This is a genomic window from Paraburkholderia sp. BR10882, assembly GCF_040948855.1.
Taxonomy (GTDB): Bacteria; Pseudomonadota; Gammaproteobacteria; order Burkholderiales; family Burkholderiaceae; genus Paraburkholderia; species Paraburkholderia nodosa_A.
The window spans coordinates 276,896-294,096 of record NZ_JBFPKP010000003.1; the positions used below are offsets into that span (position 1 = coordinate 276,896).

Consider the following 17,201-nt stretch of genomic DNA (forward strand, 5'->3'; position numbering starts at 1 on the left):
GGTGCAAATAGTCTGCGTGCACCGCCGGGCGATGGGATGCGGCCGCGCCGGCAAGCGGCACCTTTGCAACGGCAGGCATAGGCGCTGCCGCGGAACCGATGACTCTTAAGGTGGCTTTCGGGCGCGCGTGCGCAGCCGCGTCGAGCGGGCGATCCGTGCCGCAATAAGGGCAGGAATCGACATGCTGATAGAGCGTCCCGCCACAGAACTTGCATGGTGTGGGGAAACCCCGGTTACGAGTCATCTGAACTGACATGCTGTCGTTCCACCGTCATGGCGACGCCATTTCGGCATGTTCAGGATCGTCGTTGAAGCGATCGGCGAAGCCTCGCGGAACTCACGATCTGCATGCGCAGGAGAGCGGCGGTGCCCGATCGGGCGCAGCCGCTCGAAAGATCATATGAGTGATTTTCCGTTCATCCGTTGATTGCCGGTGTTGCCTACCGCACATATGCGCTGCCTACGAGCAGTAGGGCGCCAACAAACCGCTTGCGCATATAAATCGCGCCGGATCATGGCAAGATCGGGGATTTCCCCGAGAGGCGTCCCGGAGGACCCGGCGGGCTGGGGCCCGCTTGCTGGATGCCGTTGCTGCCAGAGTCATGCGGTTTCTTATGGGGTCGGATATTGAGGCGATCTATCCTATTGTTTTTATTAGAAAATACTTAGATATGGCACGGAAGCCCGACATCCAATAGTTCCAACCTGAACTAGCAAGAGTGCCTCCGGGGTTGAATCAATCTCAACGGAAATTCCCCATTCCGCCCCTTCTTGAATTTGTCACTCCCCGTCCATATAATTAGCACTCACCGCATGAGAGTGCTAACAACTCCGGTGCGAACAACATCTCTGGCTGGCGGTAGTCGGCAGCCAGGTTTTCTTGAGTCGCTTCAAGTCCTAATCAAGAGAGGATCTATCCATGAACCTTCGTCCTTTGCATGATCGCGTGATCGTCAAGCGCCTGGATCAAGAAACCAAGACCGCTTCGGGCATCGTGATCCCGGACGCAGCGGCAGAAAAGCCGGATCAAGGCGAAGTCCTGGCCATCGGCCCGGGCAAGCGAGACGACAAGGGCGCCCTGATCGCGCTCGACGTGAAGGTCGGCGATCGCGTTCTGTTCGGCAAGTACGCTGGCCAGACCGTCAAGGTCGATGGCAACGAACTGCTCGTGATGCGTGAAGAAGACATCATGGCCGTGGTGAACAAGTAAGTTCATTCCACCGCTCACTATTCAAGAATTCAAGGAGTTAGAAGATGGCAGCTAAAGACGTCGTGTTCGGCGATTCCGCCCGTTCCAAGATGGTTGAAGGCGTGAACATTCTCGCCAACGCAGTGAAGGTCACGCTGGGTCCGAAGGGCCGCAACGTGGTGCTCGAGCGCTCGTTCGGCGGCCCGACGGTCACCAAGGACGGTGTCTCGGTCGCAAAGGAAATCGAGCTCAAGGACAAGCTCCAGAACATGGGCGCGCAAATGGTCAAGGAAGTTGCTTCCAAGACCAGCGACAACGCCGGTGACGGCACGACGACGGCTACGGTTCTGGCCCAGTCGATCGTCCGCGAAGGCATGAAGTACGTCGCATCGGGCATGAACCCGATGGACCTGAAGCGCGGCATCGACAAGGCCGTCGCAGCAGCAATCGAAGAGCTGCGCAAGGTCAGCAAGCCCTGCACGACCAACAAGGAAATCGCTCAAGTCGGCTCGATCTCGGCAAACAGCGACACGTCGATCGGCGACCGTATCGCTGAAGCGATGGACAAGGTTGGCAAGGAAGGCGTCATCACCGTCGAAGACGGCAAGTCGCTGCAAGACGAGCTGGAAGTCGTCGAAGGTATGCAGTTCGACCGCGGCTACCTCTCGCCGTACTTCATCAACAACCCGGACAAGCAAGTCGCCGTGCTGGAAAGCCCGTTCGTCCTGCTGTTCGACAAGAAGATCTCGAACATCCGTGATCTGCTGCCGGTTCTGGAACAAGTCGCGAAGGCTGGCCGTCCGCTGCTGATCATCGCTGAAGACGTCGAAGGCGAAGCGCTCGCAACGCTGGTCGTCAACAACATCCGCGGCATCCTGAAGACCGTCGCCGTCAAGGCTCCGGGCTTCGGCGACCGTCGCAAGGCCATGCTGGAAGACATCGCGATCCTGACCGGCGGTCAAGTCATCGCTGAAGAAACCGGCCTCACGCTCGAAAAGGCAACGCTGGCCGAACTCGGTCAAGCCAAGCGCATCGAAGTGGGCAAGGAAAACACGACGATCATCGACGGCGCAGGCGAAGCCGTGAACATCGAAGCGCGCGTGAAGCAAATCCGCACGCAGATCGAAGAAGCGACGTCGGACTACGACCGTGAAAAGCTGCAGGAGCGCGTTGCCAAGCTGGCAGGCGGTGTCGCAGTGATCAAGGTCGGCGCTGCGACCGAAGTCGAAATGAAGGAAAAGAAGGCACGCGTGGAAGACGCGCTGCACGCAACCCGCGCTGCCGTTGAAGAAGGCATCGTCCCGGGCGGCGGCGTTGCGCTGATCCGTGCACGCACGGCAATCGCCAGCGTGAAGGGCGCCAACGCAGACCAGGACGCCGGTATCAAGATCGTCCTGCGCGCCATGGAAGAGCCGCTGCGCCAGATCGTCACGAACGGCGGCGAAGAAGCTTCGGTCGTCGTGGCAGCAGTCGCCGCTGGCCAAGGCAACTACGGCTACAACGCAGCGACCGGCGAGTACGTCGACATGGTCGAAGCTGGCGTGGTCGACCCGACGAAGGTCACGCGTACCGCACTGCAAAACGCAGCTTCGGTTGCCGGCCTGCTCCTGACGACGGACGCAGCCGTTGCTGAAGTGCCGAAGGAAGATGCTCCGATGCCTGGCGGCATGCCCGGCGGCATGGGCGGCATGGGCATGGACATGTAATCGCGATCCGGAGTTGGTGCTTCAGCGCCTACTCCGGTCCCATGCAGAGCCAGGCTCACGCCGAAATTACATCGAAGTGCAGAAGTGCAGGGGACGCGCCGTGAGGCGTGTGCCCCTAGCCCGAAAAGAAGAGCCCGCAGCGATGCGGGCTTTTTTTCGTCTGTGCGGTTTGCACGCCTGGCCTCCGCGCAGAAGGCCAGGCCGTGGTCTTATTGCTTCGCTTCGCCGGGCGAGGCTTCGTCCGCGTCCGTGTCGTTGCTGCGCGCCCAGAAGAACCGGTCGGGCAGCCACGCGCCCATCCCCGGCCTGAACGCGTTCTGCACGGCCTGATACACATATTCCTGCGCTTCGCGCACGGCCTCTGGCGGCTCTTGCCCATTGGCAAGCAGCGCGGCGATGGCGGCGCCGAGCGTGTCGGTCACGCCCATCATCGGCTGCGTGGAGCGGTCCCACAGATCCTGGCGCAACTGGCCGTCTTCGCAATACAGTGTGTTGACCACACGATGCGTGCCCGTTTCCATCGCCAGGATGTACTCGCAACCGGTGGCGAGCAGGTGCGCAATGGCCGCGTCGACGCTGGGCGCTTCCGCGTCGCCGTCTGGCTGTGCGAGCGCGATCAGCGTGGCGGAGTCGGCCACGAGCAGCGTGGTCTGCGGCACGAGCAGGTCGGCCATCGCTTCACGCAGTTCGTCGGCGGCGAGGACGTGCTCGTCGTCGAGCGTGAAGTCGGGGGCGAGGATGAGCGGCAAGTCGTCATAGTCGGCGACCACCTCGGCGATCGCGCTCACGACCTCGGCACGCGCGCCCGCGCCGACCTTGAACGCCGCGATGGGCATGTCTTCGAGCAGCATGCGCGCCTGGGTGGCGACGGTTTCGGGGTCGAGCCCAGTCACTTCGTCGCAGCCTGCGGAGTCGCGCACCGTGTAGCCGGTCAGCGCGGTGACGCCGTGGCAACCCATGCTGGCGAGCGTGAGCAGGTCGGCTTGAAGTCCGCCGCCGCCGGTCGGGTCGGAAAGGCCGAAGGTGAGGACGATGGGAGGGGTGTCGCTGGGCATGAACGTGGCGAGATGGATTGGACTTCGGGCGCGGCGTACCGTGCCGTCATAAGCGAATGCTTTAATTATGCGGCCTATCGACGAATCCGGGGGACGGATGACCCCGGCGCGCGCGCGAGGATTTCTCCGCGCTGCACGCGCCGCCCGCGTCAACGCATGCTGTTTGATCCCGTGCAGGCCAGATTTCCTCTTGCTAGGCATGGAAACGGCAACAAGGTACCATCATGGCTCTCGTTTCCCCGATTTTTTTTCCGACTGGTTTCGGACTTTTCGACGCGGCATAAGAATGGAATATAGAAGCTGGATGTGCCTGATCTGCGGCTGGATTTACGACGAAGAAGCCGGTTTGCCAGACGAAGGCATTGCCCCCGGCACGCGCTGGGAGGATGTCCCGATCAACTGGACCTGTCCTGAGTGCGGTGCGCGCAAGGAAGACTTCGAGATGGTCCAGATCTGAGCGCGTTGCCCGGATAGCTGGCGATAGCCGGCGCGCAGTCTGGCTGCAGATTCCAGAAGTGTGGCGGGTGTGGAGTGCGGTGTCGCAACAGCGGGCACCGTATTTGCGCTTGCCATCGCGGTTGTCGACGTCAGCGTCGACGCCATTGTCGAGATTGCCCGCCTGGTCGGCCCGCTAACGTTTTCGGCGCTGCCCTATGAGTCATCCTTCAAGCTCTGATGTGCGGTTCGAAGCGTTGCCGAATCCGCGCGGCGGCACGGTGCCGTTCGCGCACGGCGCGCTCGCCCAGGCGCTGGACGCGCTCGAGGAGCAGCGTGATGTGGCCCGGCCGCTGCGCCAGGCTGCCCGCACGCTGCACGACGCCGGCTGGCTTGCCGCCGCGCGCTTTGCCGATACGCTGCTCCTCGCTTCCCCGCTCGCGCTCGCTGCGCCCGTGCCCGTAGAGCCGCCGCCGGGCTTGCCCGTGCGGCCGCTCCACGCACCCGAGGAAGCGCAGGGCGCTGAATTCCGCGTCTTGTTCAGTGAGGCGCTCAAGGAACTCGTCGCCGCGCTCGAGCGACGCAATCTGCGCGAGCTGGCGTGCTCGCCCGCGCTTTTTGCGCGGCAGCATGCGCTCGTGGCCGCGCTCGCGGAGCACGTGCCGGGCATCGCGCTCGCCTATGAGGACGTGGCGCTGCAGGGCCGGCCGCTCGCGCCTGCTTCGCTGCATCCGCAGCCAGCCCAACGCTTCGGCCAGGTGCGCGCGCGCTTCGAGCAGGCGCTGCTGCATGCGCTGAAATCGCACGTCGGCAACGGCAGCCGTGCGGCCAACGCGCTCGCGCTCGCGGCATTCGACGAGATGGACGCCTGCATGGCCGAGCTATCGAGTCCCGATCCCTACGACTTCTGGCGGCTTGCATCCGCGTGTGGACGTGCGCTGCGACGTGGCGTGGCGTCGTGGGGCGACGAGGGCGTGCGGCGGCTTTACGCGCGCTGCAACCTGCTGATTGGCGAGCACGCGCGCGGCCTGCGCTTCGCGCCGCAAACGCTCGTGCGCTCGACGCTGGCGCTGCTCTGGCGGGACTACGCGCTCTTCGGGGCCGCCGCGGAAGACACCGCGGACGTCGATCTGCTGCACGACTACGGCTTGACCGTGGAATGGCACATTGCCGGCACGCAAGCCTCGGAGGCGCTGTGGGAAGCCGGCAGCGCGCAGGCCGGCGCGCTCGCGGCACGCGTGGCGCCCACGCGCGAGCTGGGTGCGCTGGTCGTGAACGGCAACGCGTATGAAGATTTTCTGCAGACTGCCGATGCGGCGATGATCGCGCTCGGCACGCACTCACGCACGCTGACGTTGCGCGGGGCGGGCGCTGCCCCGGAGCCCGCTGACGCGCTGGTCGCGGCCGACGCGGCGTACCGCATCGGCGCTGCGGCCTGGGCGCTCGGGCTCGGTCATGTCGGCCAGCTCGCAGATGCGCTGGGCCTCGCCTGGCGGCGCACCGCGCATGCGGCAACGCTCGCGGCCCTCGAGGCGCGGGGCGCGCCGTCGGTACAGGCGCCCGGAGCCGAGGCAATCGAGCACGCCAGCGAGGCGCTGCGCGCCATGCTGCACAAGGTCGCTGCAGGCATCGCGCAGCCCGACGCCACGCCGGCGGTGCGTGCGCTTGGGGCGGCGATCGTCGGCGGCGCGGCGCAAACCGCGGCGCAGCCCGCATTGCAATCCATTGCGCACTGAATGCACGGGGCGGGCGGATCCACGCGCGCGTCTGGCTGCCGAGGCACCGGGCACCGGCCTTGCGCCATCGGCCCAGTGCCCTGCAAGGGCACAGCGCGCGCGTGTTAGAGTGAGCCATTCCCTGCAATGCGCAACGCGTAGCGGCTGGCAAAGTGCGAGGCGGCCATCGGGCGCCCGACTTCCGGCCTGGCAGCGCGCCGCCATTGCGCATCGTCTTTGCTAGAATTCAAACCATGTCCAAGAGTACCGATCGCATCAATCTGACCAACCAGTTCCTGATCGCCATGCCGAACATGGCGGACCCCACGTTTTCAGGAACGGTGGTCTACCTTTGCGATCATTCGGAGCGCGGCGCGCTCGGTCTCGTCATCAATCGGCCCACCGACATCGATCTCGAGGCACTCTTTTCTCGCATCGACCTCAAGCTCGAAATCGAGCCGCTCCTGCACGTGCCCGTCTATTTCGGCGGCCCGGTGCAGACCGAGCGCGGCTTCGTGCTGCACGCGCCCGCCGAGGGCACGAGCTATACGTCTTCGATGTCGGTGCCGGGCGGGCTCGAGATGACCACGTCGAAGGACGTGCTCGAAGCCGTTGCCAACGGCAGCGGCCCTGAGCGTTTCCTCCTCACGCTCGGCCATGCCGGCTGGGGCGCGGGTCAGCTAGAAGACGAAATCTCGAAGAACGGCTGGCTCACGGTCGAGGCCGATCCGAAGATCGTGTTCGACGTGCCCGCCGAAGAACGCTTCGAGGCGGCGCTCGCGCTGCTCGGCATTTCTTCGACGATGCTGTCGGGCGAGGCGGGTCACGCATGAGCGTGGCCGCGGGGCGAGGGGCCGGCGAGGCCACCCTGCTTGCGTTCGATTACGGCGAAAAGCGCATCGGCGTGGCGCTCGGCAATGCGCTCACGCGCCGTGCCCGGGCGCTTACCGTCATTCCCAACAAGAGTCGCGACTACCGCTTCGAAGCGATAGGCGAGTTGCTGCGCGAATGGCAGCCCGATGCGCTCGTGGTCGGCTTGCCGTGCCATCCGGACGGCACGCCGCACATCATGACGCAGCACGCGAAGCGCTTTGGCAACCAGCTCAACGGCCGCTTCGGTCTGCGGGTGGTCTGGGTGGACGAGCGCTATTCGTCTGTCGACGCCGAAGCAAGGTTGCGCGAGCGCGGCGAACGCGTCGACCATGTCGACGCCGAAGCGGCCTCCGTGATTCTCCAGCAGTACCTCGACGAACTCCCGCTCTGATTAGCCCGCGAGTTGCCCGATGCGAGTTGCCTGATGATTACTCCCGACGCTGAAGCGCTGTACTTCGCCCTTCTCGACGAGATTCGCGCGGCTTATGACGCCGATGCGTTTGGCGCGCCCGGCGGCGTGGCGATCGTCGGCATTCATAGCGGCGGCGCGTGGATCGCCGAGCGGCTCGCACAGGACGTCGGGACGCTCGAGTGGGGCGTGCTCAACGTTGCGCTGCACCGCGACGACTATGCGAAGAAGGGCCTGCATCGCAAGGCGAGCGCAACGGCGCTGCCGTTCGCGGTCGAAGGCCGCCACATCCTGCTCGTCGACGACGTGCTCTACACGGGCCGCACGGTGCGCGCCGCACTCAACGAACTTTATGACTACGGGCGGCCGGCCTCCGTCGAACTTGCGGTGCTCGCCGAGCGCGGCGGGCGCGAACTGCCGGTGTCTGCGCGTTTCACCGGCGGCGCAGTGAGCGTCGGCGCACACGAAACGCTCGTACTTGCGCACAGTCCCGACGGCCGCTTCGCCTTTGAAGTCGAGCAGAGCAGCGGTAGCTGACGCGCGCATCGAACCCATTCGGCGGCAGCGACGGCAGACGCACAGGCATGCGAGCTGGCCACACGCCGCCCATCACATCCAGGATTCACGCGATGAACACACAGCCCACGCCCGCAGCGTCCCCAGCGGACGATACGCGTTTTCGCTACGGCTTCCTCAAGGGCAATCCGCAGCTCACGAAGAACGGCGAGCTCAAACACCTGCTGTCGATCGAGGGCCTCTCGCGCGCGATCCTCACGCATGTACTCGACACCGCCACTCAGTTCGTGAGCGTGACCGATCGCGACGTGAAGAAGGTGCCGCTGTTGCGCGGCAAGTCGGTGTTCAACCTGTTTTTCGAGAACTCCACGCGCACGCGCACCACGTTCGAGATCGCGGCCACGCGTCTTTCTGCCGATGTGCTTAACCTGAACATCAACGCTTCATCGACGAGCAAGGGCGAGTCGCTGCTCGACACCATCGGCAATCTTTCGGCGATGCACGCCGACATGTTCGTCGTGCGCCACGCGTCGAGCGGCGCGCCGTACCTGATCGCCGAGCACTGCGCGCCGCACGTGCACGTGATCAACGCCGGCGACGGCCGCCACGCGCACCCGACGCAAGGCTTGCTCGACATGTACACGATTCGTCACTACAAGCGCGACTTCACGAGCCTGCGCGTGGCGATCGTGGGCGACATCCTCCACTCGCGTGTGGCGCGCTCGGACATCCACGCGCTGACCACGCTCGGCGTGCCTGAGGTACGCGCCATCGGCCCGCGCACGCTTTTGCCGGGTGGCCTCGAGCAGATGGGCGTACGCGTGTTTCATAACCTCGACGAAGGCCTGAAGGACGTCGACGTGATCATCATGCTGCGCCTGCAGAACGAACGCATGAGTGGCGCGCTGCTGCCCTCCGCGCAGGAGTATTTCAAGAGCTGGGGCTTGACGCCTGAGCGCCTCGCGCTCGCCGCGCCCGACGCGATCGTCATGCACCCGGGGCCGATGAATCGCGGCGTGGAGATCGACTCGCAGGTCGCCGATGGCCCGCAGTCGGTGATCCTCGACCAGGTGAGCTTCGGCATTGCGGTGCGCATGGCGGTGATGGGCATCGTCGCCGGTAACAACGATTGAAGCGCTCACGCGGCAAGAACGACAAGGGCAGCACATGAAAATCCATATTCAAGGCGGCACGCTGATCGATCCGGCGGCCGGAACCGAACAGCAGCAGGACGTGTATATCGAAGCGGGCAAGATCGCCGCGATCGGTGCGGCGCCCGCGGGCTTCGAGGCAGAGAGGACGCTCGACGCGCGCGGCCTCGTCGTCACGCCGGGTCTCGTCGACCTGAGCGCGCGCCTGCGCGAGCCGGGCTACGAACACAAGGCCACGCTCGGTTCGGAGATGAACGCGGCGCTCGCGGGCGGCGTGACGACCCTCGTGTGCCCACCGGACACCGACCTCGTGCTCGACGAGGCCGGCCTCGTCGAGATGCTCAAGCACCGCGCGGGCAAGCTCGCGCGAGCGCGCGTGCATCCGCTGGGCGCGCTGACCGTGGGGCTGAAAGGGCAGGTGATCACCGAGATGGTGTCGCTGACCGAGGCGGGCTGCATCGGCTTCACGCAAGCCGACACGCCGATCGCCGATACCCAGGTCCTGCTGCGGGCGCTGCAGTATGCGAGCACCTACGGCTACGCCGTGTGGCTGCGGCCGCAGGACGCGTATCTGTCGAAGGGTGGCGTGGCCGCGAGCGGCGCTCTGGCTTCGCGCCTCGGCCTCTCTGGCGTGCCGGTGAGCGCGGAGACGATCGCGCTGCATACGCTTTTCGAACTGATGCGCGTGACGGGTGCGCGCGTGCACGTGCAGCATCTTTCGTCGGCGGCGGGCGTGGCGCTCGTGCGTGCAGCGAAGGCCGAGGGCCTGCCGGTGACCTGCGACGTGACGGCCAATCACGTGCATCTGATCGACATGGACATCGGCTATTTCGACGCCCAGTTCCGGCTCGACCCGCCTCTGCGCCAGCAGCGCGATCGCGAGGCGATTCGCACGGGTCTCGCCGATGGCACGATCGACGCGATCTGTTCGCAGCACACGCCGGTGGACGACGACGAGAAGCTATTGCCTTTCGCCGAAGCGACGCCCGGCGCGACGGGCCTCGAACTGCTTCTCTCGCTCACCGTGAAATGGGCGCAGGAAGCGCGCATCCCGCTCGCGAAAGCGCTCGCCCATGTGACGTCGGCGCCCGCAGCCGTGATGCAGCGTGATCTGGCAAGCCCGGCAGGACGGCTCGCCGTGGGCGCGAGCGCGGACCTGTGCGTGTTCGATCCCCATGCGCATTGGCGCGTCGAGCCTCGCGCACTCAAGAGTCAGGGACACAACACGCCGTTCCTCGGCTATGAACTGCCCGCCGTGGTGCGCGCAACGCTCGTGGCGGGGCAGGTGGGCTTTGAGCGCGGGTTGGATCGAGTTGCAAGCGCATGACAGATTTGTGTCATGCAGGTCTGCTAGGATCTCGCGATTCAGCCTATCGTCAAATATGAGCCTCTTCATTCGCAAGACCCGCCTGCTCGCGCATCTGCTGCGCGGCGCCTTGACCGTCGCGTTGCGTTTTCCGCGCGCTAGCGCCGATCAGCGCCACGCCATGAACCGCGCGTGGTCCCTCAAGATGCTCGAGCTGTGCGGCCTGAAGCTCGTCGTGCACAACGACGCGGCTCGGCTCGACGCGGGCGCGCTCGTCGTGAGCAACCACATTTCGTGGATCGATATCTACGTGATCAACGCGTGGCGGCCCACGCCGTTCGTCTCGAAGGCCGAGATCCGCAACTGGCCCCTCATTGGCTGGTTTGCGCAGAATCTCGACACGGTGTTCGTCGAGCGTGAGAAGCGCAGCGATGCGAAACGCATCATGCATGAGCTGGCGGCGCGGCTCGAGCGCGGCGAACTGATGTGCGTGTTTCCCGAAGGCACGACCTCGGATGGCCTCGCGCTCAAGCCGTTTCACTCGAACATGTTCCAGGCGGCGGTATCGGCTGGGCGGCCCGTGCAGCCGCTGTGCATTTTGTATGAGGATGCGCAGGGGCGGCAGTCGGTGGCGCCGGCGTATATCGACGACCTTTCGCTGAAAGACTCGCTCGACGCGATGCTCAAGTCCGGGCCGCTGACCGCTCACGTTTATGTAGGCGACGCGATCGAAGCGGGAGATGACCGGCGCAAGCTGGCGGCGCGTGCGCAGGAGGCGGTGGGGCAGGCGTTGGAGGCGATGCGGGGTGAGGCGGCCGCGCATCCCCATGGCGTGGCGCAGGCGACTTGACGCCAGAAGGCGTGTGCCTGCGCGCTCGTGGGTGCGTTAGTGCGCTAATCGTTCGTAATAGCACGGCAACTCTCACAGGGCACCTGCGTGAGGATGCGTTTGCCCGGATCGCCGACGAGATGGATTGCCGAAAGCTCCTCGCCCCAGACGCAGCCCGAGTCGAGCCCGACCAGATTCCTACGCAGGGTGAGGCCAAGCGCCGCCCAATGGCCGAACACCACGGTGATGTCTTCGGTTTTCCGGCCCGGCACGTCGAACCACGGCATGAAGCCTGGCGGCGCGGAGTCGAGGCCGCCGCTGGTTGAGAAGTCCATCACGCCGTCACGGTCGCAAAAACGCACGCGTGTGAGCGCGCTGCAGGTCACGCGCAGGCGCTCGATACCCTTGAGATCCTTGGACCAGCGGTTCGGCTGGTTGCCATAGAGACCGGCAAGTGTTTCCCGCCAGTTGTCACGGCGCAACGCTTTTTCGAGTTCGTGCGCGAGTTCCATCGTGAGATCGACGTCCCACTGAGGCAACACGCCTGCATGCACCATCAGCATGCCGTTCTCGTAGTGCGCGATCGGGCGATGGCGCACCCAGTGCAGCAGATCTTCGGCGTCGGGTGCACCCAGGATGTCGCCGATGGTGTCGTCTTTCTTGGCCTTGCGGATGCCTGCCGAAACCGACAGCAGATGCAGATCGTGATTGCCGAGCACGGCCACGCCGCGCTCGCCGAGATCGATCACCTCGCGCAGCGTCTCGAGCGACGCGGGACCGCGATTGATCAGGTCGCCCGCGAACCAGAGCGGCGTGTCCGGGGAAGGGGCGGCTTTGGCGAGCAGTTCGCGAAACGGGGTGAGGCAACCCTGTAGGTCGCCGAAAGCGAGAGGGGCGGGATGCGGCGCTTGCTCTTTCATTCGGTTGATTGCTTGCGGTATACGGCGTGGCGCGAGGCAATGACGGTATCACAAGATGCGTGCCGTCGCGTGACGTTGCGGAAACCAGATAATGCATGGCGGACGAACGATTCGACCCCGGCATGGCACGAAAAATGCCAAACGAATTTGTCAAGCTGTTTCAAGATGTTAGAGGGGTGGCGTTCGTGCACGGTATCCTTATAATTCTCTATCTATAAAATTAGAACCAGAATCTGCGGGGGTAGTTAAGGCTGAATCTGCTGGATCGGGCGCTTCTCCCGCACGAAGGCTATTTCTACAGTTAGCTTTCAGGCCATCTGGTGTAAAGATTGACGCCAGAATTGCTTCCGCACTCGCGCAATACAAGGAGTTCCATGATTCTGGTTACGGGCGGTGCCGGCTTTATCGGCGCCAACTTTGTGCTTGACTGGCTGAGTCAATCGGACGAAGCCGTACTGAACGTCGACAAGCTTACCTACGCGGGCAATCTCGGGACGCTGAAGTCCTTGCGGGACGATGCGAGGCACGCGTTCGCGCGCGTGGACATTTGCGACCGCGCAGCGCTCGACGCGCTCTTCACCCAGCACAAGCCGCGCGCGGTGCTGCACTTCGCGGCCGAAAGCCACGTCGATCGCTCGATTCACGGTCCGGCTGATTTTGTTCAGACCAATGTCGTCGGCACCTTCACGTTGCTCGAAGCGGCTCGCCAGTACTGGAGCGATCTGCCCGCCGCCGAGAAGGCCGCATTTCGTTTCCTGCACGTCTCCACGGACGAAGTGTTCGGCTCGCTTTCGGCAACCGACGCGCAATTCTCGGAAACAACACCGTATGCGCCCAACAGCCCGTACTCTGCGACCAAGGCGGCTTCGGACCATCTCGTCCGTGCCTACCACCACACTTACGGCTTGCCCACGCTGACGACGAATTGTTCGAACAACTACGGCCCGTACCAGTTTCCGGAGAAGCTGATTCCGCTGATGATTGCCAACGCGCTCGCGGACAAGCCGCTCCCGGTGTACGGCGACGGTCAGAACGTGCGCGACTGGCTCTACGTGAGCGACCATTGCAGCGCGATCCGCGAAGTGCTCATGCGGGGCAAGGTTGGCGAGACCTATAACATCGGCGGCTGGAACGAGAAGAAGAATCTCGAAGTCGTGCACACGTTGTGCGACTTGCTCGATGAACTGCGTCCGAAGGCGGCGGGTTCGTACCGCGAGCAGATTACTTATGTGACGGATCGTCCGGGCCATGATCGCCGTTACGCGATCGACGCGCGCAAGCTCGAGCGCGAACTCGGCTGGAAGCCTGCCGAGACGTTCGAAACCGGGCTTGCGAAGACAGTGCGCTGGTATCTCGACAATCAGGCATGGGTCGACGACGTGGTGTCGGGCGACTATCGCAAGTGGGTTGAGACGAATTATGCGAAGCGCGGGTGAGGAACAAGGCGATGGCACGTAAAGGCATCATTCTCGCGGGCGGCTCCGGTACGCGGCTGTATCCAATCACGCACGTCGTGTCGAAACAGCTGCTGCCGGTGTACGACAAGCCGATGATCTACTACCCGCTGTCGACGATGATGATGGCGGGCATTCGGGACGTGTTGATCATCTCGACGCCGCAGGACACGCCGCGCTTCGAGGCGATGCTCGGTGACGGCAGCCAGTGGGGGATGAATATCCAGTACGCGGTGCAGCCGTCGCCCGACGGACTCGCGCAGGCGTTCATCATCGGCAAGGATTTCATCGGCAACGATCCGTCGGCGCTGATCCTTGGCGACAACATTTTCTACGGACACGATCTCGCAAAGCAGCTCGAGCATGCTAATGCGCAAGAGAGCGGCGCGACGGTGTTCGCCTATCACGTGCACGATCCCGAGCGTTATGGCGTGGTCGAATTCGATCAGTCGTTCCGTGCGGTATCGATCGAAGAGAAGCCCGCGAAGCCGCGTTCGAACTATGCGGTCACGGGGCTGTATTTCTACGACAACCGCGTGTGCGATATCGCCTCCGACATCAAGCCTTCGGCGCGCGGCGAACTCGAAATCACCGATGTGAATTCGCGCTATCTTGCTGACGGCGCGCTCAGTGTCGAGATCATGGGGCGTGGGTACGCCTGGCTCGATACCGGTACGCACGATTCGCTGATCGAGGCGGCGACCTTCATTGCGACGCTGCAGAAGCGCCAGGGTCTCGTGGTCGCGTGTCCCGAGGAGATCGCGTATCGCAAGCAGTGGATCGATGCGGAGCAGGTGTTGAAGCTTGCCAAGCCGCTGGCGAAGAACAGCTACGGGCAGTACCTCCAGAACATTCTCACTCATCAGGTTGCATGGCTATCCAGGTAACGGCGACGGCACTGCCCGAAGTCAAGATCATTGAGCCCAAGGTGTTTGGTGACGCGCGCGGCTTCTTCTACGAGAGCTTCAATGCGCGCGAGTTCGCCGAGCACGTGGAGCAGGGCGTCGAATTCGTGCAGGACAACCACTCGCGCTCGTCGCGTGGGGTGCTGCGCGGGCTGCATTTTCAGCTCGAGCATGCGCAGGGGAAGCTCGTGCGTGTGGTCGAAGGTGAAGTGTTCGACGTGGTGGTCGACATCCGCAAGAGCTCACCGCGTTTTGGCAAGTGGGTAGGCGTGAAACTGTCGGTCGACAATCATCGCCAGTTGTGGGTGCCGCCGGGTTTTGCGCATGGCTTTGTCGTGTTGTCGGAGTCCGCCCAGTTCCTGTACAAGACGACCGACTACTGGTACCCGGAGCACGAGCGCAGCATCATCTGGAACGATGCGGATATCGGCATCGCATGGCCGATAGAGGGCGAGCCGCTGCTGGCGGCGAAGGACGCGGCAGGCGTGCGTCTGGCCGAAGCCGAACTCTACGCTTGAGGCGGGTATGAGTCGGGAAATGACAATCCTCGTAACGGGCGTGAACGGCCAGGTTGGGTTCGAGTTGCTACGGTCGCTGCAGGGGCTTGGCCGCGTGGTGCCGTGCGACAGGTCGACGCTTGACCTCTCCGATCTCGAGCGTGTGCGGGACTTCGTGCGACATCTGAAGCCGTCGCTGATTGTGAATCCCGCTGCGTATACGTCGGTGGACAAGGCCGAGACCGATATCGAGGCTGCGCGACGCTTGAACGTCGATGTGCCGCGCGTGTTCGCGGAAGAGGCTGCGCGTGCTGGTGGTGCGCTCATCCACTTTTCGACCGACTATGTGTATGACGGTGCGAAATTGCGCGCGTACGTGGAAACCGACGCGACGAATCCTCAGAACGTGTATGGGGAAACGAAGCTAGAAGGCGAACGTGCGATTGCGGCGACGGGTTGCGCGCACCTGATCCTGCGCACGAGTTGGGTGTACGGCCGGCGCGGTAAGAATTTCTTGCAAACGATGCTGAAGCTAGGCCGCGAGCGGAAAGAATTGCGAGTCGTTGCGGACCAGATCGGCGCGCCGACCTGGGCGAAGACGATTGCGGCTGCGACGTCGCACATCGTCGCGCAAGGTGCAGCGGCAGACGACGTCGACTGGTGGGTGTGTCGTTCCGGCGTCTACCATCTGACGTCGGCCGGAGCGACGTCGTGGCACGGCTTTGCTGACGCGATCTTCGCGGCCGCAATGGGCGCTGAAGCGCCGACGGTCTTGCCGATTCCCGCGAGCGACTATCCGACGCCTGCGAAGCGGCCGGCCAATTCGCGAATGTCGCTGGACAAGCTGACTGAGGTGTTCGGTTTGCGGATGCCGGATTGGCACGATGCGCTGCAGTTGTGTTTGGCTGAGTAGATCCGACAGCAGTTTGAGAAGGTTGCGCTCTCAACCTTGAAGTTTCATCAAGATGATTAATTGAATGACCGATCCTGTTTATTACCTCCATATCCCGAAAACGGGGGGAACTTCGCTTATCTCTTTTCTGGATGATCAATACGGCCCGGAAGAGATCTGTCCGGCGCAATTGCTTCCGGACTTGTTCGACCTCCCATTGGAATCGATGGAGCGGTACAGGTTGTTCCGTGGTCATCTTTGGCATGGTTTGGGCACCTACCTCGAGCGGAATCTGACCTACATCACGATGCTCCGGGACCCGCTGCAACGTACCGTTTCGTGGTACCTGCATGCGATGCGCGATGAAAACGCATACCGGCATCAGCAAATGAAGAGTGAACGCTGGTCACTGCTGGATTTTGTTCGGGATCCTGAAACGAACTGGGATATCGTCAATACGCAGACGCTGTTTTTGGCGGCGGACCTTGACTATCAAAAGCTCTCGCGCGATCCCGTTGGGTACGGACGCGCGGCCGTCAAGGAATTCGCCGCACGTGGAAACGATCGGAAATTGCTGGATCTCGCAAAAAGGCGGCTTGAATCATTCGCGTTTTTCGGTATCACCGAGCGAATGCGCGACTCCATGAGTCTTCTTGCCCACGAGCTCGAGTTTTTTCCCAACTTCGCGGTGCCCAGACTAAACACCTCGTCGAATCGGTCGGGAAATGGCGAGTTGGCGGCGGCGGAAATCGACGCGATTCGCGAACTGACCGCGCTCGATCAGGAATTGTACGTTTGGGCTTGCCAGCTCTTCGAAGATCGCATGGGCGAGATGATGCGTTCGCTATTGATGGAGCGCTATCGGCAGGCGGAAATATTGGTCAGGAAGTCCTGGCACGAGCCTGTTGCCGAGCAGGCCCGAACCCACTTCGGGGTACGTGTGCTCTCTGCACCGCCGCACATGGCTGCGGATGAGCGGTTCTTCGTTCAGGTCGGGTTGCGCAACCAGTCTCGCTACCAGATCGCCAGTCGCGCGCCGAATCCGGTGCATGTCGCGTATCACTGGCTTGACGCGACGCGTTCACAGGCCGTGGTGTTCGACGGCGAGCGCACAACGCTGCACGCGTCGTTGATGCCGGGTGAGGAAAGGGAAATGCAGGCGCTCGTTGTCGCGCCATCCGTCGCCGGGACGTACGTTCTGCGATTGACCCTCGTCCAGGAAGGCATTGCCTGGTTCGACGATGGAGATTCGAACGCCTTTGCCGAGGTCGAAGTAACTGTCAGGTAAGGTTTTTGCTTTCAGGTTGACAGGTCCCTGTCGATTGGGCTTCATTGGGGGGCGATCATTA

General features: G+C 63.3%; 17 protein-coding genes. 15 read left to right on the top strand and 2 right to left on the bottom strand.

The window, feature by feature from the left end; all coding sequences use genetic code 11:
• Window positions 1-919: 919 nt before the first annotated feature.
• Window positions 920-1,210: a co-chaperone GroES gene (gene groES / locus AB3X99_RS10465; protein ID WP_028202123.1), complete on the top strand. Its 291-nt coding sequence runs from the start codon at window positions 920-922 to the stop codon at window positions 1,208-1,210.
• 44 nt (window positions 1,211-1,254) lie between these two features.
• The gene (gene groL / locus AB3X99_RS10470) at window positions 1,255-2,895 is read left to right on the top strand and encodes a chaperonin GroEL (protein ID WP_042262253.1); all 1,641 of its coding nucleotides are present in this window, start codon (window positions 1,255-1,257) and stop codon (window positions 2,893-2,895) included.
• Window positions 2,896-3,104: 209 nt separating this feature from the next.
• Here groL and AB3X99_RS10475 read toward each other — a convergent pair whose 3' ends face one another.
• Complete coding sequence (locus AB3X99_RS10475; protein ID WP_069267691.1) at window positions 3,105-3,950, bottom strand: hydroxymethylpyrimidine/phosphomethylpyrimidine kinase; 846 nt, start codon at window positions 3,948-3,950, stop codon at window positions 3,105-3,107.
• A gap of 286 nt (window positions 3,951-4,236) precedes the next feature.
• Between AB3X99_RS10475 and AB3X99_RS10480 the strand changes: the two genes are divergently transcribed.
• From AB3X99_RS10480 to AB3X99_RS10515, 8 genes are all read left to right on the top strand, one after another.
• Window positions 4,237-4,407, top strand: coding sequence for a rubredoxin (locus AB3X99_RS10480; RefSeq protein WP_008342674.1), 171 nt, complete (start codon window positions 4,237-4,239; stop codon window positions 4,405-4,407).
• 196 nt (window positions 4,408-4,603) lie between these two features.
• The gene (locus tag AB3X99_RS10485; protein ID WP_368616860.1) at window positions 4,604-6,121 is read left to right on the top strand and encodes a hypothetical protein; all 1,518 of its coding nucleotides are present in this window, start codon (window positions 4,604-4,606) and stop codon (window positions 6,119-6,121) included.
• Window positions 6,122-6,354: 233 nt separating this feature from the next.
• Entirely contained in the window at window positions 6,355-6,933 is a 579-nt protein-coding gene (locus tag AB3X99_RS10490) for a YqgE/AlgH family protein (protein WP_028202127.1), read from the top strand.
• The gene (gene ruvX / locus AB3X99_RS10495; RefSeq protein WP_368616861.1) at window positions 6,930-7,364 is read left to right on the top strand and encodes a Holliday junction resolvase RuvX; all 435 of its coding nucleotides are present in this window, start codon (window positions 6,930-6,932) and stop codon (window positions 7,362-7,364) included. Before AB3X99_RS10490 ends, ruvX begins: the two co-directional genes overlap by 4 nt.
• Before the next feature lie 33 nt (window positions 7,365-7,397).
• The gene (gene pyrR, locus AB3X99_RS10500) at window positions 7,398-7,919 is read left to right on the top strand and encodes a bifunctional pyr operon transcriptional regulator/uracil phosphoribosyltransferase PyrR (RefSeq protein WP_368616862.1); all 522 of its coding nucleotides are present in this window, start codon (window positions 7,398-7,400) and stop codon (window positions 7,917-7,919) included.
• Window positions 7,920-8,011: 92 nt separating this feature from the next.
• Window positions 8,012-9,031, top strand: a complete 1,020-nt coding sequence (locus tag AB3X99_RS10505; RefSeq protein ID WP_368616863.1) for an aspartate carbamoyltransferase catalytic subunit — start codon at window positions 8,012-8,014, stop codon at window positions 9,029-9,031.
• Window positions 9,032-9,065: 34 nt separating this feature from the next.
• The gene (locus AB3X99_RS10510) at window positions 9,066-10,376 is read left to right on the top strand and encodes a dihydroorotase (RefSeq protein WP_368616864.1); all 1,311 of its coding nucleotides are present in this window, start codon (window positions 9,066-9,068) and stop codon (window positions 10,374-10,376) included.
• 55 nt (window positions 10,377-10,431) lie between these two features.
• Complete coding sequence (locus AB3X99_RS10515) at window positions 10,432-11,205, top strand: lysophospholipid acyltransferase family protein (protein ID WP_368616865.1); 774 nt, start codon at window positions 10,432-10,434, stop codon at window positions 11,203-11,205.
• 44 nt (window positions 11,206-11,249) lie between these two features.
• Here the strand turns inward: AB3X99_RS10515 and AB3X99_RS10520 are convergent, their stop codons facing one another.
• Window positions 11,250-12,104: a symmetrical bis(5'-nucleosyl)-tetraphosphatase gene (locus AB3X99_RS10520; RefSeq protein WP_368616866.1), complete on the bottom strand. Its 855-nt coding sequence runs from the start codon at window positions 12,102-12,104 to the stop codon at window positions 11,250-11,252.
• A gap of 374 nt (window positions 12,105-12,478) precedes the next feature.
• Between AB3X99_RS10520 and rfbB the strand changes: the two genes are divergently transcribed.
• From rfbB to AB3X99_RS10545, 5 genes are all read left to right on the top strand, one after another.
• Window positions 12,479-13,540, top strand: coding sequence for a dTDP-glucose 4,6-dehydratase (rfbB, locus tag AB3X99_RS10525; protein ID WP_368616867.1), 1,062 nt, complete (start codon window positions 12,479-12,481; stop codon window positions 13,538-13,540).
• An 11-nt stretch (window positions 13,541-13,551) separates the two neighbouring features.
• Window positions 13,552-14,445 (top strand): glucose-1-phosphate thymidylyltransferase RfbA, encoded by an 894-nt coding sequence (gene rfbA, locus AB3X99_RS10530; RefSeq protein WP_368616868.1) that lies wholly within the window; start codon window positions 13,552-13,554, stop codon window positions 14,443-14,445.
• A complete protein-coding gene (rfbC, locus tag AB3X99_RS10535; protein WP_368616869.1) occupies window positions 14,430-14,981 on the top strand; it encodes a dTDP-4-dehydrorhamnose 3,5-epimerase in 552 nt (183 codons plus the stop codon). Before rfbA ends, rfbC begins: the two co-directional genes overlap by 16 nt.
• Window positions 14,982-14,988: 7 nt before the next feature.
• Window positions 14,989-15,873 carry a dTDP-4-dehydrorhamnose reductase gene (rfbD, locus tag AB3X99_RS10540; protein ID WP_368616870.1) on the top strand — a complete coding sequence of 295 codons (885 nt, stop codon included), beginning with the start codon at window positions 14,989-14,991 and terminating at the stop codon, window positions 15,871-15,873.
• Between the two features lie 64 nt (window positions 15,874-15,937).
• Window positions 15,938-17,140 carry a sulfotransferase family 2 domain-containing protein gene (locus tag AB3X99_RS10545; protein ID WP_368616871.1) on the top strand — a complete coding sequence of 401 codons (1,203 nt, stop codon included), beginning with the start codon at window positions 15,938-15,940 and terminating at the stop codon, window positions 17,138-17,140.
• Window positions 17,141-17,201 lie beyond the last annotated feature (61 nt).